Annotated in this window: 25 protein-coding genes; 10 read left to right on the top strand and 15 right to left on the bottom strand. The window is 67.6% G+C overall.

Translation table 11 applies throughout. The annotated features are described in order from the left end of the window. Positions 1–29 precede the first annotated feature (29 nt). The 5 genes from ABFX56_RS00125 to ABFX56_RS00105 form a co-directional block, all read right to left on the bottom strand. Positions 30–3494 carry an error-prone DNA polymerase gene (locus ABFX56_RS00125; RefSeq protein ID WP_346231254.1) on the bottom strand — a complete coding sequence of 1155 codons (3465 nt, stop codon included), beginning with the start codon at positions 3492–3494 and terminating at the stop codon, positions 30–32. Continuing rightward, entirely contained in the window at positions 3494–5125 is a 1632-nt protein-coding gene (locus ABFX56_RS00120) for a DNA polymerase Y family protein (protein ID WP_346231253.1), read from the bottom strand. The genes ABFX56_RS00125 and ABFX56_RS00120 overlap by 1 nt, the downstream gene beginning before the upstream one ends. Beyond that, positions 5122–5862, bottom strand: a complete 741-nt coding sequence (locus ABFX56_RS00115) for a hypothetical protein (protein ID WP_346231252.1) — start codon at positions 5860–5862, stop codon at positions 5122–5124. The genes ABFX56_RS00120 and ABFX56_RS00115 overlap by 4 nt, the downstream gene beginning before the upstream one ends. 92 nt (positions 5863–5954) lie before the next feature. Then, a complete protein-coding gene (locus ABFX56_RS00110; RefSeq protein ID WP_346231251.1) occupies positions 5955–6857 on the bottom strand; it encodes a hypothetical protein in 903 nt (300 codons plus the stop codon). Then, entirely contained in the window at positions 6858–7544 is a 687-nt protein-coding gene (locus tag ABFX56_RS00105; RefSeq protein WP_346231250.1) for a LysR substrate-binding domain-containing protein, read from the bottom strand. 72 nt (positions 7545–7616) lie between these two features. Between ABFX56_RS00105 and ABFX56_RS00100 the strand changes: the two genes are divergently transcribed. Next, a complete protein-coding gene (locus tag ABFX56_RS00100) occupies positions 7617–8030 on the top strand; it encodes a DUF5997 family protein (RefSeq protein ID WP_346231249.1) in 414 nt (137 codons plus the stop codon). 14 nt (positions 8031–8044) lie between these two features. Here the strand turns inward: ABFX56_RS00100 and ABFX56_RS00095 are convergent, their stop codons facing one another. Further along, positions 8045–8884, bottom strand: coding sequence for a metallophosphoesterase (locus ABFX56_RS00095; protein ID WP_346231248.1), 840 nt, complete (start codon positions 8882–8884; stop codon positions 8045–8047). 80 nt (positions 8885–8964) lie between these two features. Here ABFX56_RS00095 and ABFX56_RS00090 point away from each other — a divergent pair, with 80 nt between their 5' ends. From ABFX56_RS00090 to ABFX56_RS00080, 3 genes are all read left to right on the top strand, one after another. Next, on the top strand, positions 8965–9639 hold the full coding sequence (locus ABFX56_RS00090; RefSeq protein ID WP_346231247.1) for a UdgX family uracil-DNA binding protein: 675 nt from the start codon (positions 8965–8967) through the stop codon (positions 9637–9639). Positions 9640–9704: 65 nt separating this feature from the next. After that, positions 9705–10529: a phosphatase PAP2 family protein gene (locus ABFX56_RS00085; protein WP_346231246.1), complete on the top strand. Its 825-nt coding sequence runs from the start codon at positions 9705–9707 to the stop codon at positions 10527–10529. 36 nt (positions 10530–10565) lie between these two features. Continuing rightward, entirely contained in the window at positions 10566–10811 is a 246-nt protein-coding gene (locus ABFX56_RS00080) for a DUF1653 domain-containing protein (RefSeq protein ID WP_346231245.1), read from the top strand. 69 nt (positions 10812–10880) lie between these two features. Here ABFX56_RS00080 and ABFX56_RS00075 read toward each other — a convergent pair whose 3' ends face one another. The 3 genes from ABFX56_RS00075 to ABFX56_RS00065 are packed head-to-tail and all read right to left on the bottom strand — an operon-like array spanning position 10881 to position 13388. Beyond that, on the bottom strand, positions 10881–12125 hold the full coding sequence (locus ABFX56_RS00075) for an NAD(P)/FAD-dependent oxidoreductase (RefSeq protein WP_346231244.1): 1245 nt from the start codon (positions 12123–12125) through the stop codon (positions 10881–10883). A gap of 31 nt (positions 12126–12156) precedes the next feature. After that, complete coding sequence (gene arsM, locus ABFX56_RS00070) at positions 12157–12939, bottom strand: arsenite methyltransferase (RefSeq protein WP_346231243.1); 783 nt, start codon at positions 12937–12939, stop codon at positions 12157–12159. Then, a complete protein-coding gene (locus tag ABFX56_RS00065) occupies positions 12936–13388 on the bottom strand; it encodes an arsenate reductase ArsC (RefSeq protein ID WP_346231242.1) in 453 nt (150 codons plus the stop codon). Before ABFX56_RS00065 ends, arsM begins: the two co-directional genes overlap by 4 nt. A 127-nt stretch (positions 13389–13515) precedes the next feature. Between ABFX56_RS00065 and ABFX56_RS00060 the strand changes: the two genes are divergently transcribed. The 5 genes from ABFX56_RS00060 (at position 13516) to ABFX56_RS00040 (ending at position 18432) form a co-directional block, all read left to right on the top strand. Further along, the gene (locus tag ABFX56_RS00060) at positions 13516–14874 is read left to right on the top strand and encodes an NAD(P)/FAD-dependent oxidoreductase (RefSeq protein WP_346231241.1); all 1359 of its coding nucleotides are present in this window, start codon (positions 13516–13518) and stop codon (positions 14872–14874) included. A 64-nt stretch (positions 14875–14938) separates the two neighbouring features. Then, positions 14939–16069, top strand: coding sequence for a LolA family protein (locus ABFX56_RS00055; RefSeq protein WP_346231240.1), 1131 nt, complete (start codon positions 14939–14941; stop codon positions 16067–16069). Continuing rightward, positions 16066–17070 (top strand): ABC transporter ATP-binding protein, encoded by a 1005-nt coding sequence (locus tag ABFX56_RS00050; protein WP_346231239.1) that lies wholly within the window; start codon positions 16066–16068, stop codon positions 17068–17070. The genes ABFX56_RS00055 and ABFX56_RS00050 overlap by 4 nt, the downstream gene beginning before the upstream one ends. A gap of 1 nt (position 17071) precedes the next feature. Further along, complete coding sequence (locus ABFX56_RS00045) at positions 17072–18031, top strand: ABC transporter permease (protein WP_428834375.1); 960 nt, start codon at positions 17072–17074, stop codon at positions 18029–18031. Between the two features lie 56 nt (positions 18032–18087). Continuing rightward, positions 18088–18432 (top strand): ArsR/SmtB family transcription factor, encoded by a 345-nt coding sequence (locus tag ABFX56_RS00040; RefSeq protein WP_346231238.1) that lies wholly within the window; start codon positions 18088–18090, stop codon positions 18430–18432. A gap of 3 nt (positions 18433–18435) precedes the next feature. On the opposite strand, the gene ABFX56_RS00035 is transcribed toward ABFX56_RS00040, so the two are convergent. From ABFX56_RS00035 to ABFX56_RS00025, 3 genes are all read right to left on the bottom strand, one after another. Continuing rightward, the gene (locus ABFX56_RS00035) at positions 18436–19317 is read right to left on the bottom strand and encodes a hypothetical protein (protein WP_346231237.1); all 882 of its coding nucleotides are present in this window, start codon (positions 19315–19317) and stop codon (positions 18436–18438) included. A 2-nt stretch (positions 19318–19319) separates the two neighbouring features. After that, positions 19320–19541 carry a PLDc N-terminal domain-containing protein gene (locus tag ABFX56_RS00030; RefSeq protein ID WP_346231236.1) on the bottom strand — a complete coding sequence of 74 codons (222 nt, stop codon included), beginning with the start codon at positions 19539–19541 and terminating at the stop codon, positions 19320–19322. 125 nt (positions 19542–19666) lie between these two features. Further along, positions 19667–20287, bottom strand: a complete 621-nt coding sequence (locus ABFX56_RS00025; protein ID WP_346231235.1) for a hypothetical protein — start codon at positions 20285–20287, stop codon at positions 19667–19669. 85 nt (positions 20288–20372) lie between these two features. Here ABFX56_RS00025 and ABFX56_RS00020 point away from each other — a divergent pair, with 85 nt between their 5' ends. Further along, complete coding sequence (locus ABFX56_RS00020; protein ID WP_346231234.1) at positions 20373–20819, top strand: nitroreductase/quinone reductase family protein; 447 nt, start codon at positions 20373–20375, stop codon at positions 20817–20819. A gap of 121 nt (positions 20820–20940) precedes the next feature. Here ABFX56_RS00020 and ABFX56_RS00015 read toward each other — a convergent pair whose 3' ends face one another. From ABFX56_RS00015 to ABFX56_RS00005, 3 genes are all read right to left on the bottom strand, one after another. Beyond that, positions 20941–21141, bottom strand: coding sequence for a DUF1918 domain-containing protein (locus tag ABFX56_RS00015; RefSeq protein WP_346231233.1), 201 nt, complete (start codon positions 21139–21141; stop codon positions 20941–20943). 66 nt (positions 21142–21207) lie between these two features. Next, positions 21208–21624, bottom strand: coding sequence for a VOC family protein (locus tag ABFX56_RS00010; RefSeq protein ID WP_346231232.1), 417 nt, complete (start codon positions 21622–21624; stop codon positions 21208–21210). 125 nt (positions 21625–21749) lie between these two features. Continuing rightward, positions 21750–22565 carry an HNH endonuclease signature motif containing protein gene (locus ABFX56_RS00005; protein ID WP_428834416.1) on the bottom strand — a complete coding sequence of 272 codons (816 nt, stop codon included), beginning with the start codon at positions 22563–22565 and terminating at the stop codon, positions 21750–21752. Between the last annotated feature and the right edge of the window lie 111 nt (positions 22566–22676).

Here is a 22676-nt window from a genome sequence, read left to right as displayed (position 1 = left end):
CCGCAACGGGAACTAATGCAGGTCGAGGGTCAGCGGAAGTCGCGGGAGCGGTGCGGCGTGACGAGCGGCAGCGGTTCGAACCGGTCGGCCAGGATGTTCGTGACCCCCTCGGTCGACCGCTCGAGTTTGCCGCGCACGATCAGCGCCGGCGCATCCCTGGCCACCCTGCGGTACCGGTTCCACACCCCGACCGAGCAGATCACGTTGGTGAGGCCGGTTTCATCTTCAAGGTTCAGGAACGTGATCCCGCTGGCGGTGGCCGGCCGCTGCCGGTGGGTGACGATCCCACCGACCTCGACGCGCCGACCGGACTCCGCGGTGGCCAGCTGCGCCGAGGAGAGCACCCCGCGCTCGGCCAGGGCAGCCCTGGCATGCCGGATCGGATGGTCGGTGGGCGAGATCCCCGTCGCCCACAGGTCGGAGGCGACCTCCTCCAACTCGGTCGGCATTGAAAACAACGGCGGCTGCACGGCGACAAACGAGTGCGGAAGGTACTCCGGCCGGTCCTGAGCCGCGTTGCCGGCGTTCCAAAGCGCCTCCCGGCGGGACAGTCCGAACGAGTTGAACGCGCCCGCGGTCGCCAACGCCTCCAGTTGTGCCGTGGTCAGCAGGGTGCGGCGTACCAGGTCCGACATGTCGCGGAAGGCCCCGGCGGCCTCCCGCTCGGCGACGATGCGCTGCGCCAGCGGGGTGCCAATGCCGGTCACCGCGTCCAGGCCGAGTCGCACTGCGAACGCGCCGTCGCGGCGGTGCTCTGCCGTGTCGGGTGGGATGCTGCGGTCGAACGGCGGCACCGGAGGCTGCTCGAAGGCGACGCAGCGCGCCGCACCGGTGGGGGAGGCGCCGGTGCGGGAGGCGGTCGTCCCATCCAGCGGCTCAAGATCGGCGGCCACGCCGGAGTGGAGGATGTCGGGGCGCCGCACCTCGACGCCGTGCCTGCGGGCATCCGCCACCAGCGACTGCGGCGAGTAGAAGCCCATCGGCTGGGCGCGCAGCAGCGCGGCCAGGAATGCGCCGGGGTAGTGCAGCTTCAGCCAGGAGCTGGCGTAGACCAGCAGCGCGAAGCTCAGCGAGTGGCTCTCGGCGAAACCGAAGTTCGCGAACGCCTCGATCTTCTCGTAAATCTCATCGGCCACATCCCCGACGATGCCGTTGTCCGCCATGCCAGCGTAGAGCTTCGCCTTCAGTGAGGAGATCCGCTCGATACCGCGCTTGGACCCCATCGCCCGACGCAGCAGGTCGGCGTCCTCGGCGCTGCAACCGCCGACCGCCATCGCCACCTGCATGAGCTGCTCCTGGAACAGCGGCACCCCCAGGGTGCGCTCCAGCACCGGCTCCAGGAGAGGATGCAAGTAGGTGACCGGTTCCTTGCCCAGCTTGCGCCGCACGTACGGATGCACCGCCCCGCCCTGGATCGGCCCCGGTCGCACCAGCGCGATCTCGATCACCAGGTCGTAGAAGCGGCGGGGTTGCAGCCGGGGCAGCACCCCCATCTGCGCGCGGGACTCCACCTGGAACACGCCGATCGAATCCGCTCGGCAGAGCATGTCGTACACGCCGGCCTCCTCGCGCGGCAGGGTGTCCAGGGTCCAGGTCTCGCCGACCTGCTCGCGCACCAGGTCGAAGCAATACTGCAGAGCGGCGAGCATGCCGAGGCCGAGCAGGTCGAACTTGACCAGCCCCATCCAGGCGCAGTCTTCCTTGTCCCATTGCAACACGGTGCGGCCGTCCATCCGTGCATGCTCGATCGGGCATACTTCGCCGACGGGCCGGTCGGTGAGCACCATGCCGCCGGAGTGGATGCCCAGGTGCCGGGGGAACTTCAGCACCTCATCGGCCAGCTCGAGCACCGGCTGCGGGATGTCGTGGTCGGCGTTCGCACCGAGCGCGCCCCAGCGCTCGATCTGTTTCGACCAGGCATCCTGAGCGCCGGGGGAATAGCCGAGCGCCTTGGCCATGTCCCGCACGGCGAACTTGGGCCGGTAGGTGATCACGTTGGCCACCTGGGCGGCGTTCTGCCTGCCGTACTTCGTGTAGACGTACTGGATGACCTCCTCCCGGCGGTCCGAGTCAAAGTCCACGTCGATGTCCGGCTCCTCCTCACGCATGCTGGAGAGGAACCGCTCGAACGGCAACTGATAGAAGATCGAGTCGACGGCGGTGATGTCCAGCAGGTAACACACCGCCGAGTTCGCCGCCGACCCGCGGCCCTGGCAGAGGATGCCGCGGCTCCGCGCGAACCGCACGATGTCGTACACGATGAGGAAGTAGCCGGGGAAGTCTTTCGCCTCGATCACCTCAAGCTCCCGCTCAATGCGGGCTCGGTCCGCCTCCGGCAGGTTCGGGTACTTGAGCGCGGCGCCGCGCCAGACCAACTCGCGCAGCCAGCTCATCGGGGTGTGCCCGGCAGGCACCTCCTGCTTGGGCAGCCCGGGGCGGGCGGCGCGCAACCCGAAGCTGAGATCGTCGGCCACCTCCACGGTGCGCTCGACGGCGCCGGGGTAACGCGCGAACCTGGCGGCCATCTCCGCGCCGCTTCGCAGGTGCGCGGAGCCGGATGCCGGTAGCCAGCCGTCCATGTCGTCCAGACTGCGGCGGGCGCGCACCGCGGACAGCGCGCCCGCCAAGCGATGTTCCCGTGGAGTGGCATAGTGCACGTTGCCGGTCGCGACGGTCGGCAGCGACAGCCGGGCGGCGATAGCGGCCAGCGCGTCGTTGTGGGCGGAATCCAGCGGGTACCCCTGGTCGATCAACTCGACGAGCACCCGGTCGGCGCCGAACAGGTCGACGAGCAGACTCACCTCACGCTCGGCGGCCCGCTGGCAACCGGTGGCATCCGCGGAGCCGACGCCATCCGGGCCGCCGCCGAGCGCCTGGCGCACCCTGCCCTTGCGGCATCCGGTCAGCACACTCCACCGGCCGGCCGCGCGTTCGGCCAGCTCCGCCAGGTCGTAACGCGGGCGGCCCTTCTCGCCGCCGGCCAGTTGCGCAGCGGTGAGGGCGGCGGCGAGCCGGTGGTAGCCGTCCTCACCGCGGGCGAGCACCACGAGGTGGCTGCCCTCCGGATCGGGGATACCGTTCTGCGGGGCACCGAGGCCGAGCGACAGTTCGGCACCGAACACCGTGGCGATGTCGTATTTTTCGGCGGCTTCGGCCATCCGCACGATGCCGTACAGGCCGTCGTGGTCGGTCAGCGCAAGGGCGTGCAAGCCGAGCCGGGCCGATTCGTGCAGCAGTTCCTCGGGGGAGGAGGCACCGTCCAGGAAGCTGAAATTGGAGTGCGCGTGCAGTTCGGCGTAGGGCATCGGCCGCGTGGCGGACTCGGCGCCGGACCCCGGGGTGCCTTGACGGATCCGGGCGACCTTCGGTGCCGGCACGCGCTCCGGTGCCGTATGTTCCGCCGTATGTTCCGCTGCCGCATCCGATGCGCGGCGGCCGCCGGACAACTTGCGTTCGAACTCCGCCCAGGGCACCGGCGGATTGTTCCAGCCCATTAGTCGTACCTCGCTTCGGCCCACCAGCTCTCGCCCTGGAGCACGAGCAGCCAGCCGGTGCCCTCCTCGTCCACGAGCTGGAACCGGTTCACCCGGCGTGCCGAGGCGGCATCCCACCACCGCTCGTCGACCGGCCACGGTCCCGCCCACGCGCTCACCTGCCTGGCCCGTCGTCCGGCATCCGAGAACTGCGCCGGTGGAGCGGACAGGATTCCGCGCTCATCTACCCGAACCGCGGTTCCCTCCGCGGTGAGCACGTGCACCGGGCGGGGCACATCGAACACGGTTGACGGGGCAGGAGCGGGCAGATGGCCGGGCCACGGCCGGGGCGCCGGCCGGGTCAGCTGCCCCCGATCGCCCCAGGGCACCAGGTTCTGGCGGTCGGCGACGGTGCGGCCGCCGCCGACCGCCGCGGTGAGCACCCCGTCGTGGCCGAGCATGCTCTGCACCCGTGAGAGTGCGTGGTGGATGCGCTCATCCGGCCCGGCGCCCCACAGCCCTTCCTCGTGGTTGCCGATGGCATCGACGCTCTCAGGAGTCACCCGCACCCGGATCACCGCACAGTCCAACGGGCTGTCGGAGCGGTCGGCGCCCTGCAACTGCCAGCGCACCCGGTCGACGACGTCGGCGGCGGTGAAGGACCGCGGATGCAACCAGCTGCGCTGGGAGACCCGCCCGGACTGCGACACGATCTCCACGGCGATGCCGGTGCAGACCAGCTTCGCCGCCGTGAGCTTCTCGAGAAACCGGCCGGCCGGCGCGCGGATGCCGAAGGTCACCTGATCGACGCGGTCCAGGGCCGGTTCGAACTCGACAACGCAGTCCAGTTCCTCCGGCGGTTCCCGCGGCACCACTGCCCGGCTGTCCAACCCGGCGGCGAGGGCGTGCAGTTGTGCTCCCGTCGCCCCGAACCGGCCGAGCACATCGCCGGCAGGCAGCGCGGCGAAGTCGGCCAGGGTATGCACGCCCAGCCGGCGCAGCAGCGGGACGAGCTCGGGAGCCTGGTCACCGCGCCGTTGCCCACGTGGCCCGCGCCCGCCCGATCCGTCCCTGCCCGATCCGACCCCGCCGGGGCCATCCTCCAGCAACCCGATGGGCAGTGGGCCGAGAAACTGCGCAGACTGGCCCTCAGGAACGATCCGGATTCTCGTGCCCGCCCCCAGCACGCCGTGCGTGCTGCGGGCGGCCCGCTCCGCGGTGAACGGCCCGTCTGCCACCCCGACTCTGGCGCCGGGGACCCGCTGCGCGTCGAGCACGTCGAGCAACCACAGGGCGGCCTCCTCCTCCGAGCCGTAATAGCGGCTCGGCCCCCTGGCGCGAAGGGCGCAGGTGCCGGGGCGCAGCAGTTGCACGGACGGCACCACCTCCTCAATGGCGGACACGATGGGCTCGAACGACCGATGGTCTACGGATGCCTCGTAGTCGAACACGAGCAACTGCGGGCAGCGCGCCTGTGCCTCCCGCAGCCGCAGCCCACGCTTCACCCCCTCCCGCCGGGCGGCGGCGGAGCAGGCGAACACCAGCCCGCGGTCGATCACCGCGATCGGGGCATCCTGGGGAACGTCGTGCGCGCGAACCGCAGCGATGATAGGCCAATCCGGGCACCACAGCACCATGGTCCTGGTGATCATCCCGCCACCTCCTGCGGCCAGCGCGGATGCCCGGCATCTGACAGCACTGCGCCAGCTTCGGGCGGCATCGTCTCGGGCGGCACCGTCTGAGGTACCGCCGCACCGACCCTGAAGTCCCGGTCGGGCAGCCACACCCTGGCGCTGCGCGGCCGCGCGGCCCGGCCGGTCACCGTCACCGTCGCCTGCCTGGCCGTCAGGTGTCCGAAGCCGGAACCGATCCCGGTCCAGTCGCTGTCCGAAAGGGTGAGCATCGCCTCGCTCTGCGGCCAAGGACCAAGCACAAGCAGCGTGCAGCCACGCTGCCGCAGCCGAGCCGACAGCCGGGCGGCGGCCGCACCGTTCGTTCTGCCCGGCGGGCGGGTGGCGACCACCCCCATCACATCGGCGATGGCCGCGGTGACTCCGAGCCAGTGCTCGCCGGGATGCGGGATCAACACGAGCCGGTCGAGATCAATGCCGAACCCTTCCGCCGCCTCGATCCCGAACTCCGGGATGCCCACGATGCCGCACCAGGAGCCGGCGACGGAGGGCGCGGCGAGAAGAGCCATCAGCAACGCCGCCGAAGGACCGAGCGAATACACCGCACCCTGCCGCAGTGCACCGTCGGGCAGCAGCGCGCCGATCGCCGGCGGAGTCGGGATGCTGCGGCTGTCCAGCTTCGTGGATTGCATCTGCCGGATGCGCGCCTGCAGCTCGCGCACGGCATCCCCGGCGGGAGCAGTAGCGAGAGAAGACATCTGTCTATGATCGAACACGGCTTCGAGTATGTCAATTGCCACTGACACACTCCAAGCGCACACTCAGACGAGGAGTGTTCGCCCCGGAATGGCTACCGCAGGCCCAGTTTCTCCACCCAATGAGACAGGAACGCCGCCCCGGCTTCGTCGTGAATCGCGTCGCCTTCCACGACCACCCGATACGGTCGATCCAGGATGCCGTCCGACGGGCGCACGTCCACGTGCGCCACTTCGAAGCCTGCCGCATACAGGTGGTCGGCCATCAGATAGTCGCTGCGCGAGTCGCCCATCGAGCGCCACCGTTTCGGCAGCGGCCCCACCTGGGAGAAGAACGCCAGGGCACGTTCGGCGCCGCGGTCTTTGTCCAGGGTCACCGATTCCACGTCCGTCGAGATGATGGTCGGATCGACCCGGAACGGCACCCGCCCCGCCGCATCCGCCCTCTCGCGATCGCCCAGCCGGGCGCCAAGGCCGTGCCGCACGAGCAGTTCGAAGGCCGCCTCGTTCATCGCCGGCTGCGCGGCGACGTAGCGGGCGTGCGGCACGTCCCGGCGCTGCTCGATGGAGATCATGACGTGTTTGGTGTCATCGAAGAACATCGTGTCGGAGAAGCCGTTCGCGACCAGGTTGCGCAGGTCGTCGGTGTAATCCTGCGGCACGGCGATGCTGTCGTCGATGCTGATCGCGCCCATCCCGGATGCGGTGATCGGGAACCAGACGCCGCCCTTCTCACACACCCCGAACATCCCTGCCGTCGGTGACAGCCCCGCGTTCAACAGCGGCGCCACCACCTGGTCCCGCAGGAAAGTGTCGCTGCGGCCGGTGATGAAGGCGATCGGCACGCCGGCTGCCGCGAGTGTCACCAGATCGGTGACGATGCTGGGGATGGCGATGGTGCGCGTGATGGGGCTGGCGATGGGTCCGTCGACATCGAGTAACAGGCCGAGCAGCGGTGGCGCGAGTGGGGCGGAGGTGGGCACCCGCCATTGTCCCATTTACCAGGTACGCCGTCGTTTGCCGCTCATGGGCCTGGGCGGACGACGCTTTCTGGGCGCGCCGGGCTTCTGCTTGGTGGCCGACTGTGTTGGCCGGGGAGCGGGCGGAGTCGGCGTGCCGCGGGAACTCCTGACGCCGCGCCCGCGCACGATACCGACGAATTCGTCGATGGCGGAGCTCGTCGGCCCGCTGGTGCCCTCCGCGAGCCAGACGAGCGCGATTGTGGTCTCCGGCGCATCCGTGATCGGCACCGCCACGACATCCTTGCGGTTGTAGAGCCGCGCGACCGACTGCGGTACCAGCAGCACGCCGGCGCCCGCGGCCACCAACTCGACGGCGTCTTTCACCGTTGTCGTCACCTCGAGCACGATGTCGCCGTCCAATTCGGCACGACGGATGCCGTTCGCCTGCCCGAGCGGATGCTCCTTCGGCAGTACGGCGACTGGAACCTCTTGATACAGCCGGATGACGTTGAATTCCGGCAGCGCTGTGTTCGTCTCCAGAACAGGGGGTGCCTCCTGCGGGACCGGCAACCGGACGAAGGCGACGTCGGCGCGCCCTTCCCGCACGGCGGCGACTGCATCGTCGGTGGGCGTGACCTGGAGCCGGTCGCCCCGGTGGCGCTCGTCCCAGGCTCTGCTCCACTTGGTCAGGGTGACCCCGGGCACGAAGGCGATCGACAGCACTGGGACTCCTTTCTCGTGCAGGTGGTGGTTGGGCGGCTCCGGTCGGGGGTCGTCTCAGGTTACGCTGAGCGGATGACCGCAGAACGCGCACCGCAAACCATGAAGGCCGCCACCGCGGCGAAGAAACTCGGCATTCACCTGCCGGCGACCCCGGCGCAGTTCCAGAACTCCGAGGTGTCGCGTACCGAATTGGCGGCGCTGAACGCCGCGCCACCGGCATGGCTCACCGAGTTGCGTGCGAACGGTCCGCACCCCCGCCAAGTGGTGGCCGGCAAGCTCGGAGTGTCCATCGCCGGGCTGGCCAGAAGCGGCGTGACCGAGCCGCTGACCACCGCCGAGATCCGGGCGCTGCTGGCGGATCCGCCGCAGTGGCTGGTGCGGGAGCGGGCCACGCAGGCGAAGGTGCGTCAGGAGAAGAACCGGGTGAAGGCGCGTGATGCCGCGCTGGCGGAGGACACCGCCCTTCTGGAGAACACCGAACACTGACCGGACTGGCGGGGTCACTTCCCGCCGCCGGCCTCGCGCGCGATGCGCTGAACTTCCTCCGGCGTGAGATTGAAGATCTCCGCGCCGTCGTTCGGCCCGGGCGCCGCCACGAAGATCGCGCGGGGGGCACCGGCCACGGGCAGGTCAACCACCGCGAACCCGGATCCTTCGGTCGCACGCTCCGTCCCGGCCGGCGCCAACGCATCCGAGGTGTTCGCGATCCCCGGCGCGACCACGACCGGGATGCCGTCGGCGTGCGCGACCATCGGATGGTGGTAGTGCCCGCAAAGGATGAGTCGCACGTCGGTGTTCCGGCACAGCCGCAGCAACTGATCCGGCTGCCGCAGTTCGAGGGCAGCCAGCAGGGCGGTGGCCGCGGGTACCGGCGGGTGATGCACCACGAGCACGGTGCCGTTCGGCGCGGGGGCCTGCAGTACGGCGCGGAGCCGCTCCAATTGGTCTGGGCGAAGCTCGCCGAAGCCCGCACCCGGCACCGAGCTGTCCAGCACGACGATGCGGAAGCCACGGACGGTGCTCACGTTTTCCTGTGCCCCGAGCACCTCCTGAAATCCGGCAGGCAGGTCGTGATTGCCCATCGCGTAGACCACCACCGCCCCGCGTGCGGCTGCCCACGGTTCCACCAGGGATCGCAGTCGCCGGTACGACTCGGCGCTGCCGTCGTTGGAGAGGTCCCCGGACAGCACCACGGCATCTACTCGGTCCACGGCCCCGGCCCTGGCCAGCACCCGGGTCAGCGCCCCGAGGGTGTCCACTCGGTCGTACTGCAGCCTGTCGTCACCGAACAGGTGGCTGTCCGAGAGGTGCAGGATGCGCAGCGGCCGGTCCGTGTTCATGTTGTCCGTCCACATGGGGGGTTCACGGCGGGGTCCATTGTGCCACCCTAGTAGGCACCAACCAGCGACGAGGTGGCGACATGGTGGACGTTCAGCGCCCCGGCGCGCAGCGGTGGCTACCGGAGCGGGTGCCCGCCGGCGGCACCGGCATCGAAGAGCTGCACAAGGCCGCCCAGCGGTGTCGCGGCTGCGAACTGTGGCGCGATGCCACCCAGCTGGTCTTCTCCGCCGGCGTCGCATCGGCGCCCTTGATGCTCGTCGGGGAGCAGCCGGGGGATCGCGAGGACCGCGTGGGCGAGCCGTTCGTCGGCCCTGCCGGCCGGGTACTCGCCGACGCCCTCGAGGCAGCCGACATCGCACAGGCGGATGTCTACCTCACCAATGCCGTCAAGCACTTCCACTTCGTGGAACGAGGCAAACGACGCATCCACGCCACCCCCGAGGTCGGCCACATTGCCGCCTGCCATCCCTGGTTGGAAGCCGAGCTGGCGGCGGTGGCGCCGGATGTCATCGTCTGCCTGGGTGCGACCGCGGGGCGCTCGGTGCTGGGCCGGCCGGTGCGCATCGGCGCCGAGCGCGGCACGGTGCTGCACGAGACCGCGCTGAACCAGATCGCGCCGAACATCGGTGGTGTGCTGGTCACGGCGCATCCGTCCGCGGTGCTGCGGCTGCGCGGCCGCGATGGCTGGGACGAGGCGTTCGACCAGTTGGTGCATGACCTCGCGGTCGCCCGGGCCGCCGCCGGCGAGCGTTAGTCGCGGCCTGAGAGCGTCAGTCTTCGTCATCCAGTCGGATATGAGATTGTGGACTAGACATGCGCATGAATCAGGGGACGAGGCCGGGGGTCTTCGTGATGGCCGCGTTCGGCCTGGCCGTGGTCTTCACCCTGGTCTATCTCTTCGCCGTGCGCACCCACGCCGGACAGGTGCTCGACGAGCGGGCCTTCGACGGTGCCCGTCTCGGACAGCGCAGCATCGCCCCGGTCACCCTCAGTCTGTTGGATGCGTTGCCGGTCATCGCCGTGGTGATCGCGTTTCTCGTCGCGGTGGTCGTCACCGCGGTGCGTCGCAACTGGGTGAGCTTTTTCGTCGCCATGGTCGCGGCGGCGCTGGCGAATCTCGCCACCCAGGTGCTCAAGGAACTCATCTTGAACCGGCCGGATTTCGGCGTGCACGGCTACGCGTTCAACTCGTTCCCCTCGGGACACACCACGCTGGCGGCGTCGGCCGCCCTGGTGTTCTTCCTGGCGGTCAGCCCCAACCTGCGGCCCATGGCCGCAGCCGTCGGCGCGATGTTCACCATTGCCACGGGGGTGTCCACCCTGGCGAACCAGTGGCACCGGCCGAGCGACGTCATGGCGGCGCTGCTGGTCGTGGCGTTCTTCGGATGCATTGCCGGAGCGATCTTGACCAGCGTGCGACCCCACCTCGACCCACCGGCCCGATCGCCGTGGAACAGCGCACTGGACTGGACCGCCGTGCTCTGCGTCGTCGTGGCGGGTCTCGCCGTCGCCGGATCGGTGACCGGACTGCCATTGCCGATGATCAGCCTGCCCCTGGCGTACATCGGCGGAGTGGCCAGTATCTGCGCGGTGGGCTTCCTCCTCGCGGTGGCGGCCTCCCGAAGCTTTCGCACCTTCCGCTGACATCGGGCACCGCTGACATCCACAACAATGGTGGTTATGGACCTGGCAGGCGTGTATCGGCACTTCAAGGGCGGCATCTACGAGGCGATCGGCGTCGCCCGGCACAGCGAGACCGAGGAGGAGCTCGTGGTGTACCGCTCGCCGGCCGGCGATTTGTGGGTGCGACCCAAGGACATGTTCCTGGGCACGGCGATTGTCGACGGCAACCAGGTGCAGCGTTTTACCAGGATCGGTGACCCGGGTAGCGCGACGGCCCACGGCGGCATCGCCCCCGAGCGATAGGCTTCCGGACCAGAAGGCCCGCCGCGGCGGGGTGCCTCGTCCGGAAAGGTATCGCTCGGCGGGGTGCGATCAGCGTAGCGGGTTGAAACCCTGCATCAGCGCGGGTACCTCGTGGCCGGTGATCGAGTCGGCGAGGAACTTGCCGGTGAGCGGGCCCAGGGTGATGCCCCACATGCCGTGGCCACCGCCGACGAACACTCTCGGCGACTTCGTCGCCCCGATCAGCGGCAGACCGTCGGGAGTGCAGGGCCGGGGCCCCACCCACTCCTCCTTGCGGTCCTCCCAGTCGATGCCGGTGAACATCGGCCGGGCGGCCTCGACGACGGCATGGATGCGGCGGGGGTCGAGCGGCGCCTCGGCGGAGCGGAACTCCATCATCCCGCTGATCCGGAACCGATCCCCGAGCGGGGTGCAGGCCACGCGCGCGGCGGGGAAGTAGATCGGCCGGCTCGGCATCACCGCTGGCACCACCGTGAAGCTGTAACCGCGGCCGGCCTGCACCAGCTGACGCACGCCGAAGGGCCTGGCCAGGGCGCCCAGCCAGGTGCCGGAGGCCAGTACTACGGCGTCCGCCCGCAATGGGTCGCCGGATGCCGGTACCACCTCCACGCCCGAGGCACCGTGGTCGTGCACGCCGGTGACGTTGAACCCGGTCACGATGGTGCCGCCGCGGGATCGCACGGCATCGGCGAGGGCTTCGACGAACTTCGGCGGATTGATGAAGTGCTGCCCGCGCAGCCGCACGCCGGCAGCGACGCCGCCACCCAGGGTCGGCTCAATGGCGCGCATCTCGTCGCCGGTGATCAGGTCGTAGTCGGGGCCGGCACCGCCCGATCCGGAGAGTTTGAACTCCTGAACCAGGCCTTCGCGCTCCTTGGTGGTGGAGAAACCGGCCAGGAAGGGTTCGGCCAGATGGGTCGGTTCGGCCACTGCGCCGTCGGTGAGTTCATCGAAGGCCGCCATGGCAATGCTGCTGACCTCGGAATACACCGCGAGGGAGGAGCGCCAGGTTCCGGGCAGGCAGGCCCTGGCGAAACCGATCAGGAACCGGATCAGGCGCGGGTTCATGGTGAACGGAATGTAGAGCGGCGAGGACGGCCGCAGCATCGCGCTCACCCCGTACGCCAGCACGGCCGGCTCCGGCAGCGGAAGGGTCAGCGCCGGAGCGATCCAGCCGGCGTTGCCCCAGGACGCTCCCGCCGCCACGCCGATGCGGTCCACCACCGTGACCTGAACGCCGCGTTCCTGAAGGAAATAGGCCGTCGAAAGGCCGACCATGCCCGCTCCGACAATGACGACATGGTCAACGCTCATACTGCCCACCATATCCGCGGATGCCGCCGGTTCAGCGCGTCTTGACCGCCCGGACGATGGCACCGTGCATCCCCGGCGCCACTTCGTGGGTGAACCGAACGTCGACGTCGGTGAATCCGACCGCGGTGAGCCCGGCTCGGTATTCGTCGACGGACAACGCTCCGGCGATGCATCCGACGTAGCTGCCTCGGTCGGCGCGTTGGGTCGCGCTGAGGTGGTTTTCCGCCACCACGTCCGACACGCCGATGCGGCCTCCCGGCTTCAGCACCCGGAAGGTCTCCCGTAGCACCGCTGGTTTGTCGGTGGACAGGTTGATCACACAATTCGAGATGACCACGTCGACACTCGCATCCTCCAACGGGATCTTCTCGATCTGTCCCTTGAGAAATTCGACGTTCGTCGCGCCGGCCTTCGTGGCGTTGGCGCGTGCGAGTTCGAGCATCTCGTCGGTCATGTCCAGACCGTAGGCGAAGCCGCTGTCTCCGACCCGCCTGGCCGAGAGCAGCACGTCGATACCACCGCCGGAGCCGAGGTCGAGCACGGTTTCTCCCTCACGCAGGTCGGCGACCGCGGTGGGATTGCCGCAGCCCAAACTGGCCAGCACCGCCTCGTCCGGCAGCCCAGTGGTCTCGCCTGACGCGTAGAGCGCTGCCCCAAAATCGGCGTCGCAGCCGCCCCCGCCGCAGCAATCACTCGTGAGGGCAGCGTTGCCGCTGATGTCGGTGATGCTGAGTGCGGCTCTCGCGTAGCGTTCGCGCACCTGTTCACGTACCGATTCAGTATTGTCGGTGGTCATTGTGTTGTCGTCGATCATTGTGGCTCCCTGCCTACGGTGCTTCTGCCGATGAAGGTGAGGTCGAGTTCCGCGATCAGGCGCTGCACGCGGGCCTTGATGTCATCGCGGATGCGGCGGACGACGTCGAGGTCCGCTCCCGCCGGATCGTCGAGGTCCCAGTCCTCATAACGTTTTCCGGGAAAGACGGGGCAGGCGTCGCCGCAGCCCATGGTGATGACGACATCCGCATGCCGCACCGAATCGACCGTGAGGATTTTCGGCCTTCCGGCGGCGATATCGATGCCATCCTCGGCCATGACCCTGACTGCCGCGTGGTTGACGGATGCGGCCGGCTCGGAGCCCGCGGAAAACACCTCCACTTGGTCGCCGGCCAGCGCGGCGAGGTAACCGGCGGCCATCTGGGATCGGCCGGCGTTGTGCACGCAGACGAACAACACGGCTGGCGTGCCGGTGGCGTTGTCTGGCATCCGCGATCCTTTCCTCGCTGCCATAATACATCGACGTCCATCGATATATGGAGCTATTTCGTCGCCGTCGTGGATTCTCGCGGCAGACCCCTTGGCGCTGCTGATGGCGAGGGGTTCACTGTGTCGCATGTCAACGTCACAGGCGCGCGTGCTCATCCTCGGCGGCGGGTACGTCGGACTCTATACCGCGTGGGGATTGCAGAAGCGGCGTACCGCGGCTCCGATGGCGATTTCCCTGGTCGAACCGAGCCCGTACATGACCTATCAGCCGCTGCTGCCCGAGGTGGCCGGCGGCGAGATCGAGCCGCGGAACGTCACCGTCCAGCTGAGAAGGGCTCTGCCGCACGTCGACGTGATCCAAGGGCGACTGACCGCCCTGGACTGTGATCTGAAAACCGCCACGATCGAGGGTGTCGACGGCGAGGCGCGGCAGCTGAGTTACGACCATGTGGTGCTCGCCCTCGGTGCCGTCACACGCACCTTCCCCACGCCCGGGCTGGAGGAGGAGGGGATCGGCTTCAAGACGATCGAGGAGTCGCTGTACCTGCGCAACCGAGTGCTCGACAGCATCGCCCTGGCCTCGGCGACCCGCGACCCGGCCGAGCGACGGAAAGCACTCACGTTCGTGTTCATCGGTGGTGGCTACACCGGAGTGGAGGCTGTTGCGGAGCTGAGCGACCTGTCCAAGATCGCGCTGCGCAACTATCCCGACCTGCGCCGCGCCGACCTGCACTGGGTGCTGCTGGAGGCGGTCGACCGGGTGGCCGCGGAGGTGGGTCCGAAACTGTCGGCCTGGACCCTCTCACACCTTCGCCGGCGCGGCATCGACGTGCGACTGAACACCACGATGAAGTCCTGCATCGACGGGCAGGTGGTGCTCAGCGACGGTGACAGCTTCGCCGCCGACACGATCGTCTGGACGGCCGGAATGAAGCCGAATCCGGTGCTGGAGTCCACGAACGTGCCGCGCGGCCCTAAGGGCCACGCCGTGGCAAACGCCAGGCTTCAGGTGATTCGGGATGACGGCTCCGTCGTCGACGGCGCCTGGGCAGCCGGCGACAATGCGCAGGTGCCCGACCTCACGGCGGACCACCAGCCGGCGTACTACCCACCCAACGCTCAGAACGCGGTGCGGCAGGCGAAGCTGCTCGCGGGGAACATCGTCGCCGCGCTGCACGGCGAGCCGATCGCCGAGTACCGCCACAAGTCGCTGGGCACCTTGGCCAGCTACGGTGTCGGCAAGGGCGCCGCAGTGGTCTTCGGGATTCCGCTGAAGGGCCTTCCGGCGTGGCTGGTCGACCGGGTTTATCACGGCATGTCAATGCCCACTTATTCACGCAAGTTCCGAATCTTCTCCGGCTGGATCGTCAACCTGTTCACGCCACGCGACATCACGCCGATGACGGTGACGGAGCATCCGCGGCGCAGCTTCGTCGGCAGCATGCGGGCGAGCGCGAAAGCGGATGCCGGCCGGCCGGCACAGTAGGTACACTCTCAGCCTGTGTGACGTAGCGTTAAGCCACGCATCGCCACAGTCGAGGTAGGTCGCCATGAAGAACCACCGGATGCCGAAAACCCTGTCACGCTGGTTGCCGGCAGTGCTCGTGCCCGCGCTGATTGCCGGAGTCGCCGTGGTGGCCCCGTTCCAGGCCTCCGCAGCACAGAAGCTTCCCACCAAGACACCGCAACAGGTGCTGGCCATGGTGGCCGGTAATCAGGTGCACGCGTTCTCGGGCACGGTGAAGCAGTCGTCCGAACTCGGCCTGCCGCAGTTGCCGGCGGGGGAGAAGTTCCAGAAGTCGCCAGCCGATTCGGTGCTTGACCTGCCCAGCGTCCTTGAACTGCTCGGCGGATCGCACACCGCCAGGGTTTACGTCGACGGCCCGACCAAGGCGCGTCTGCAGGTGCTGGACAGGCTGGCCGAACGAGACGTCATCCGAAACGGCTCTGATCTGTGGCTGTACAGTTCCGAGGACAACACCTCAGCCCACCTCACTCTTCCCGCGAAGGGTGCCAGGCACGGCACCGAAACCCGCAGCCCTGGGACGCAGACCCCGGACAGCCTGACCCCGGCGGCGCTTGGTGAGAAGATCGTCGCGGCGCTGGATGCCAGCACCCGGGTCACCATCGGGGATGACACCACTGTGGCCGGCCGCACCGCCTACAACCTCGTGCTCACACCGCGCACCACCGAGACGCTGGTCCGCTCGGTGTCGGTGGCGGTGGACTCCGAGACGGGCCTGCCGCTCGGCGTGCAGGTACGGGCCCGCGGCCAGGAGAAGCCGGCATTCCAACTCGGATTCACCCAGTTGAGCCTGACGACACCAAGCGCTAACCTCTTCACCTTTACGCCACCGCCCGGCTCCACGATGAAAGAGCACACGCTGCCGGATATGAAAGGCCCCGCCAAGGCACATCACCCGAAGCGGTCGGGTGAGGATGCCGTCAGTGTGAAGCCGACGGTCCTCGGCACAGGCTGGAGCGCGATCGTGGAGCTTCCCGCCGGCAGGATTCCCAAGGAATTGATGGCCTCGCCACTTGTCGCGCAACTGACCACCCCGGTCGCCGGCGGCAGAATGGTGCACACCTCGCTGGTGAATGTGCTCGTCACGAAGGACGGACGGGTGTTCGCCGGAGCGGTTCCGGCGTCACGGCTGTTGGCCGCAGCGCAGTCCCGGTGAGCGGCAGCATCCCGTCTGGTGAACTGGCAATTCAGACACGCGGGCTGACCAAGCGGTTCGGCACACACGTCGCGGTGAACGACGTCGATCTGGCCGTCCCACGCGGCGCGGTGTTCGGATTCCTCGGCCCGAACGGCTCCGGTAAGACCACGACGATCCGGATGATGCTGGGCCTGGCCGAGGCGACCGGCGGCGAGATTCAGGTCCTCGGGCGGGACATGCCCCACGAGCTCTCCGAGGTGCTGCCGCGCGTCGGAGCGTTGGTCGAGGGTCCGGCGTTCGCACCGTTCCTGTCCGGTACCGCAAACTTGCGCCGGTTGGACGCGGCCGACCGGTTCGCGCCCGCCGCGACCCGTACCGCGCGGATCGGCGCGGCGCTGGACAAGGTCGGGCTCGAGCACGTGGCGGCGAAAAAGGTGCATGCCTACTCATTGGGGATGAAACAACGCCTGGGTCTGGCGAACGCCCTGTTGGCGCCACGCGAGTTGCTGGTGTTGGACGAGCCGACCAATGGGCTCGACCCCCAGGGCACCCGCGAGGTGCGCAGCCTTGTGCGTTCGCTGGCCGGCGAAGGCACCACCGTGTTCGTCTCCAGCCATCTGTTAGCGGAGATCGAGCAGATGTGCACTCACGCGGCGGTGCTGAGCAATGGCACCCTGGTGGCCCAAGGCACGTTGGACGAGTTGCGGAGTTCCGGCGAGGCGACGGTGCGGGTGCGCACCCCGGATGCCGCGCAGGCCCGCACGGTGCTGGCGGGTCTGGGCCTCGCCGCGATCGACTCCGTGGCGCAGTCGACGGAATCCGACGCGCTGGTCAGTGCTCTTTTCCCCGGTGCGCTGCTCCACGACCCCTCCTACCGTAGCGACCCAGTACCACCGGAATCGATCGTCGCGGCGCTGGTCGCCGGCGGCGTGCGGGTGCGGGGTTTCGCCGTCGAATCCGCGAGCCTGGAGGACCGGTTCGTGGCGCTCACGGGGGAGGGGTTCGACATTGAGCAGTGAGATGGCTGAGCGCAGTGAGATGGCTGAGCGCAGTGAGATGGCTGAGCGCAGTGAGATGGCTGAGCGCAGTGAGATGGCTGAGCGCAGTGAGAAGACCCAGCGCAGTAAGACAGCCGATCTCGCATCCGGAACCGTGCCGCGGGCCGCGTCGGGCGCCGCATTCCTGGCCTCGGAGTTGGGGTTGCTGTTCCGTCGGCGGCGCACCTGGGCGATGCTGCTGGCGCTGGCGGCGATTCCGGTCCTCGTCGCCGTAGCGGTCCGGCTGACGTCGTCGCCGTCGCCGGGTCGCGGACCCGCGTTCCTGGACCGCATTTCCAACAACGGCCTGTTCGTGGGCGTGGTCGGGCTGCTGCTGTGCATCCCGTTGTTCTTGCCGCTCACCGTGGGAGTGGTCGCCGGCGACACGATCGCGGGCGAGGCCAGCCACGGCACGCTGCGCTATCTGTTGGTCGCCCCGGTCGGGCGGGTGCGGTTGCTCGTGGTCAAATACGTGGCCGCCGCGGTGTTCTGTGCCGCGGCGACGCTGGCGATCGCGCTCAGCGGGACAATCGTCGGTCTGGTGTTGTTCCCGGTGGGGCCGGTGACGCTGCTCTCGGGCGACACGATCGACATTGGGGAGTCTCTGATGCGGCTGGCGCTGGTGGCCGGCTACATCGCCGTGTCGCTCCTCGGCCTATCGGCCATCGGCCTCTTCTTCTCCACGATGACCGACGTGCCGGTCGGCGCCATGGCGGCAACGGTGGTGCTCGCGGTCGCGTCGCAGGTGCTCGGCTCGCTGCCGCAGCTGGAGTGGTTGCATCCGTGGCTGTTCAGCAACTACTGGCTAGATTTTGCCGACCTGCTGCGGTCGCCGATCTCCTGGGAGTCCTTCGGCAACAACGCGCTGTTGCAGCTCGGGTACCTGGTCGTGTTCGGGGCCCTGGCCTATGGCCGGTTTGTGACCAAAGACATCCTGTCCTGACTCACCGGCTCCTTCCGGACATCGACCGCTGTCGATATAGCTGCGATAATGGCCACATGGCCGAATCGCTTTCCGTGATGGATGTCACAGCGTGCCGCGCGCCGCTGACCCAGGAAGCCATCGACCCGCGCAGCGCCGACGACCTGGCGCGTTCACTGAAGGCGCTGGCAGATCCGGCACGCCTGCGGCTGATCTCGATGGTCGCGGCCCACGACGGCGCCGAGGCGTGCGTGTGCGACCTCACCGAGCCGCTCGGGCTTTCGCAGCCCACCGTGTCGCACCACCTGAAGGTGCTCGTGGATGCCGGCATGCTGACGCGGTCGAAGCGGGGCACTTGGGCGTACTACCGACTGGTTCCTGGTGCACTCGACTCGGTGGCGCGCCTGCTGGTCACCACCTAGCGGTCACCGGGTGAGTTGCAACCGCGGAGTGGAGACTGTGACTCGGCTACCGCTCCAACCGATCGAGTAGTCGCTTTGCGTCAACATCACGCCCGCTCCAGAAAAAGCGGCCCGAGGGGTGCAGGCGGAGGAGATCTCACTCGTGCCGTTCGTACTGAGCACGCACAGATCGTCATTGAGCGTCTTGGCCACCCACACCTGGAAGCCCGCGGCGTTGATTTGCACGAAACGGACCGCCGATGGGGCGATCTTGAGCGTCTCCAGCAACTGCGGGTCGCCGAAACCATCGCGTTCTGTCGGCACAGTCTCGAACCAGGCATCCGCTTCTTTCAAGCTTGACGGTCCGCCTGTCGCCAATTCGCCGTTCGGAATCGGAAACGCGGACGGCACGCCAGGTGCAGCACTTGGCGCGACCCTCGGTGGGGTCGATGCTGATGGTCCTACCAGCGATTGCACTGCCACATTCGGAGCGGCGATGTACCCGACGGCGAGCGAGCCCGCGATGATCGGGATGAGCCAGGCGGCGCGGATGTGCCTGCTCCTCCTACCGCGCTGTGGCGGCTCTGGCGGCGGGGGCGCGTCGTCGTTCGGGGCCGTGGTCATCGCAGCCGGGACGCCCCGGGCGGCGGCCCATTCCTCACCGTCCGCGGCAGGGGACACCGCATTCCGGCGGTCTGTGGCGACTTCCGAAGAGCTGGCGACGTACCCCACAGCTGCCGTTGCCTCGCCGTCCGCGTCCGCCAGCTGTTGGCGTGCCGCTGCTGCGGCTTCCTCGTCCTCGCGCCCATGCGTTCGACCGAATGCAATTCTTTGCAGTTCCGCTCGTTGCATTCTGGCCGCAGGCGCATTGGTGACGCTGAGCGAGTCGTCGGTGTGCTCCTCCACGACTATCGGCCCGTCAACGTCGGCGTGCGCGTCCCGATCCAGAACCAGATGGCGGCGCCGAACACCGGCGCGATGATCACGATGAGAATCCACACCGCGCGCCCGGTGTTGTCCAGTGTGTCGGTTTTAGCGATCTGCAGGAGGGCAACGATAACCAGGCCAACGATCACCGCAGCGGCCGCGAAACCGAGGACAGACAACACGACTACAGCAGTCACGTCCATGGAAACCTCCTCGTTCAGCGGAAGAACCGACATTCACTCTGGTTTCTCCAGAAGCTAGCATGCTCCGCCCCGATCTTGCGAGCAATTCGCGGTATGCGGCAACATCCGCGAGCGGACGATCGAGGTTATGGCGCCGCGAGCGGCCGCGAACTGGACACTGTCACGCTGCTTCCGCCCCACGTCACCGAGTAGTTGTTCACCGAAAGCGTCAGGCCCGCCGTCCCAAAAATTCGTACGGGAGTGCAAGCGGCAAACGGGCCGGAGCCGTCGACCGCCACAACACAATAATCACCGTTGGTCCCCTTTGCGACCCACACCTGCAATCCGTCCGCGTTGACTTGCACGAAACGAATAGCCGCAGGATCGATTTTCAGATCGTGCAGCACTCTGGGATCCAAGATTGGGCCGGTGTCGCGGCGCACGGTATCGAACCACGCATCCGCTTCCCTCACGCTCGATGACTCGTCGACCGGAGACGTGCCGCTCGACGGCGGTTCCGGAGACAGGAACACCGGGGAGGACACAACCGGGGAAGGGGTGGCCGGTGTCGGTGGTGGAGGGCCGGCGACGGCAATTGTCGCGCCGAAGTACCCGGCGGCCATGGCGCCGGCAATGACGGGGGCCAGCCAGGCCGGATGGATGCGGCGCACCACCTTCTGCGGCGGACTCGGTGGCACCTCAAGTGCAAAAGGCGTATCGGCGACTCTCTCGAGCTGACTGAGTCGCTCCCGCGCCTGCTGATCCACGGGAATCGCCCCCTTGGCGGTAATAACCGACCTTAGCTCCGGTTTCCCAGAAATTTAGCATGGTTTCCCGACATAGGCTTCGATCATGAACCTGCGCAACGCCTGGATCGACCTGCTCATGAGGTCGATGAGTCGAGCGCATCACGCTGTGCTGACACTGTCGAGAGGCCGAGTCGGCTGGTCGGTGGGCTCGCTGGCCGCCGTCGAACTCCACACCATCGGCCGCTCAACAGGCAAGCGCCGGTCGACGATGCTCACCTCGCCGGTCCACGACAACAAGCGTTATGTGCTGATCGCATCGAAAGGAGGCGACGACCGAAACCCGCAGTGGTACCAGAACCTCGTCGCCCATCCAGATGTGGAACTGACGATTCGGGGCCGAACCGTGCCGATGCGAGCGCGCACCGCCAGCGCAGAGGAAAAGGCGCGATTATGGCCGGAGATCATCGCGGCCTACCGTGGTTATGAGCAGTACCAGCGGAAGACCCGCCGCGACATCCCCGTGGTCATTTGCGAACCGAAACAGGAGTGAAGCCGTCACGATGATGATGAGTCCGAAGACAAGAAAAGTGATGACACTCGGTGTCGCCGTCTTCGCCCTGCTCGGGCTGATCGGGACCTACGCTATTTCGAGCTTCTAGCTCTAACGGCTTCTAGCCGTTCCCGGCTTGGTCGGGACGCTCTATCACGCAGTCCGCGCCCGGATAGGTGAGGGCCTCGTGGCCGTCATCGAATCGGACGAGATACGGCGGGTCGCCATTGACACCGCGTACCTCGAGTATCTCGCCGTGCCGATCCGTGGAGCCCACGGTCATGCCGCGAACAGTAATCCGTTCGCCCACTGTGGCGCGCATAGTCGGTCACCCGCCTCTGGTCACTTGCAGGAATTTTACGCCGGATGCGGCGTGATCGGCGAGGGGTTATTCCTTCGGTGCGGCGATGTTCACCAGCCAACTCACGCCGAACTTGTCGGTACACATCCCGAAGCTATCGCCCCACGGTGCGGTTTCCAGCGGCATCGTCACCTGACCACCCTCTGAGAGCTTCTCCCAGTAGCCACGCAATTCCGCGTCATCGTCTCCACTCAACGAGACCGAGTAGTTGCCTCCGGTCCGGTACTCCATGCCATTGGGGGTATCGGCACCCATCAGCACCATGCCGCCATCGGTCTTCAGCATCGCGTGCATGATCTTGTCTTTGTCCGCAGGATCATCACTGCCCTGCGATTCACCGAACGTGCTCTGATCCAGTTCGCCGCCGAATACCGAGTGGTAGAAGTCCATCGCCTCCCGAGCATTGTCGCGGAAGCTGAGATAGGGATTAAGAAGCGTGTTCATGGCTGATCTCCCGATTCGTCGTGTCGATCGTTTGATTATCAACTACGCACAGGAACAACACGAGAGGCTTGACGACGACGCATTCCCTGTGATTACGCTCCCCATTCACCGCCCGGGTGATCGCTTTAAGAGGATTTCGCCGTGCCGCCGTGTCGTCGTCGTTTGTGGTTTGCTTTGGTTTGTGTGAGGGTGGCGGATCGGTTGGTGGGGTACCAGTTTCCGGTGTTGTCGAGCCAGGGTGGGTATTTCACTTCGGGGAGGCCGTTGACTATGCGGAATTGCCAGCCGGAGGTGTCGAGGGTGCGGTGGTGGAACCAGCACAGGATCATGCCGTTGTCGGTGTGGGTGGGTCCACCGTTTGCGGCGGGGTCGACGTGGTGGATTTCGGATAGGGCGCCGGGCGTGTGGCAGCCGGGGGTGCAGCATTGCCCGTCTCGGAGGATGATGGCGCGGCGTTGTTGGGCGGTGAAGATGCGTTCCGGGGAGCCTAGTTCCAGGATGCGGCCGTTGTGATCGAAAACGATCTTCTGTACGCCGCCGGTGCAGGTGAACTGGTTCACCGCCCGCATCGAGATGGGTACCTCGCCGATGTAACCACAGCCGGTACCGGTTTGTAGGTTGTCCAGGGTGACCGCCACCGCCACCACGGGGGCGGCACCACCCAGCTGTGGCATGTCCAGGCTGCGGGCGGCAACATCCACTACTGCGGCGAACACGTCGTGGCGTTGCTGATCGCGGGACCGTGGATCGGCGTCGCGTCCGGCGGCCATGGCTTCCTCCAGGCTCAGGAACGTGGGGGCGGTTTTCGGGGACAGGCAGGCGTCCATGATGGTGCCAAGTTTCGCCGCCACATCCGGCAACAGCGCCCCGCGGATGCCGACTAGGCCGTCGCGTTCGCGGGAGAGGTGCAGGTAGCGTTGCCGCATCGCCTGTTCCTCCAGGGGCTGGGATCCGAGCTTGTCAAGTTGTCTGTGTAAGTGTCGGTTTATAGGTAGCGGTTGATTCTTTCGGGGTAGGCCAGGCTGAGTTGGGCGAGGGCTTGTTTCCAGTTC

Origin of the sequence: Parafrigoribacterium mesophilum (assembly GCF_039652555.1) — a bacterium.
GTDB lineage: Bacteria > Actinomycetota > Actinomycetes > Actinomycetales > Microbacteriaceae > Parafrigoribacterium > Parafrigoribacterium mesophilum.
The sequence above is the reverse complement of the archived record's forward strand: the minus strand, read 5'-3'. Positions and strand labels throughout refer to the sequence as shown.

Coding starts and splice junctions, on each gene's coding strand:
- ABFX56_RS00125 (WP_346231254.1), bottom strand. CDS start 3,494: ATGGGCTGGAACAATCCGCCGGTGCCCTGGGCGGAGTTCGAACGCAAG.
- ABFX56_RS00120 (WP_346231253.1), bottom strand. CDS start 5,125: ATGATCACCAGGACCATGGTGCTGTGGTGCCCGGATTGGCCTATCATC.
- ABFX56_RS00115 (WP_346231252.1), bottom strand. CDS start 5,862: ATGTCTTCTCTCGCTACTGCTCCCGCCGGGGATGCCGTGCGCGAGCTG.
- ABFX56_RS00110 (WP_346231251.1), bottom strand. CDS start 6,857: ATGGGACAATGGCGGGTGCCCACCTCCGCCCCACTCGCGCCACCGCTG.
- ABFX56_RS00100 (WP_346231249.1), top strand. CDS start 7,617: ATGACCGCAGAACGCGCACCGCAAACCATGAAGGCCGCCACCGCGGCG.
- ABFX56_RS00095 (WP_346231248.1), bottom strand. CDS start 8,884: ATGAACACGGACCGGCCGCTGCGCATCCTGCACCTCTCGGACAGCCAC.
- ABFX56_RS00090 (WP_346231247.1), top strand. CDS start 8,965: ATGGTGGACGTTCAGCGCCCCGGCGCGCAGCGGTGGCTACCGGAGCGG.
- ABFX56_RS00085 (WP_346231246.1), top strand. CDS start 9,705: ATGAATCAGGGGACGAGGCCGGGGGTCTTCGTGATGGCCGCGTTCGGC.
- ABFX56_RS00080 (WP_346231245.1), top strand. CDS start 10,566: ATGGACCTGGCAGGCGTGTATCGGCACTTCAAGGGCGGCATCTACGAG.
- ABFX56_RS00075 (WP_346231244.1), bottom strand. CDS start 12,125: ATGAGCGTTGACCATGTCGTCATTGTCGGAGCGGGCATGGTCGGCCTT.
- arsM (WP_346231243.1), bottom strand. CDS start 12,939: ATGATCGACGACAACACAATGACCACCGACAATACTGAATCGGTACGT.
- ABFX56_RS00065 (WP_346231242.1), bottom strand. CDS start 13,388: ATGCCAGACAACGCCACCGGCACGCCAGCCGTGTTGTTCGTCTGCGTG.
- ABFX56_RS00060 (WP_346231241.1), top strand. CDS start 13,516: ATGTCAACGTCACAGGCGCGCGTGCTCATCCTCGGCGGCGGGTACGTC.
- ABFX56_RS00055 (WP_346231240.1), top strand. CDS start 14,939: ATGAAGAACCACCGGATGCCGAAAACCCTGTCACGCTGGTTGCCGGCA.
- ABFX56_RS00045 (WP_428834375.1), top strand. CDS start 17,072: ATGGCTGAGCGCAGTGAGATGGCTGAGCGCAGTGAGATGGCTGAGCGC.
- ABFX56_RS00040 (WP_346231238.1), top strand. CDS start 18,088: ATGGCCGAATCGCTTTCCGTGATGGATGTCACAGCGTGCCGCGCGCCG.
- ABFX56_RS00030 (WP_346231236.1), bottom strand. CDS start 19,541: ATGGACGTGACTGCTGTAGTCGTGTTGTCTGTCCTCGGTTTCGCGGCC.
- ABFX56_RS00020 (WP_346231234.1), top strand. CDS start 20,373: ATGAACCTGCGCAACGCCTGGATCGACCTGCTCATGAGGTCGATGAGT.
- ABFX56_RS00015 (WP_346231233.1), bottom strand. CDS start 21,141: ATGCGCGCCACAGTGGGCGAACGGATTACTGTTCGCGGCATGACCGTG.
- ABFX56_RS00010 (WP_346231232.1), bottom strand. CDS start 21,624: ATGAACACGCTTCTTAATCCCTATCTCAGCTTCCGCGACAATGCTCGG.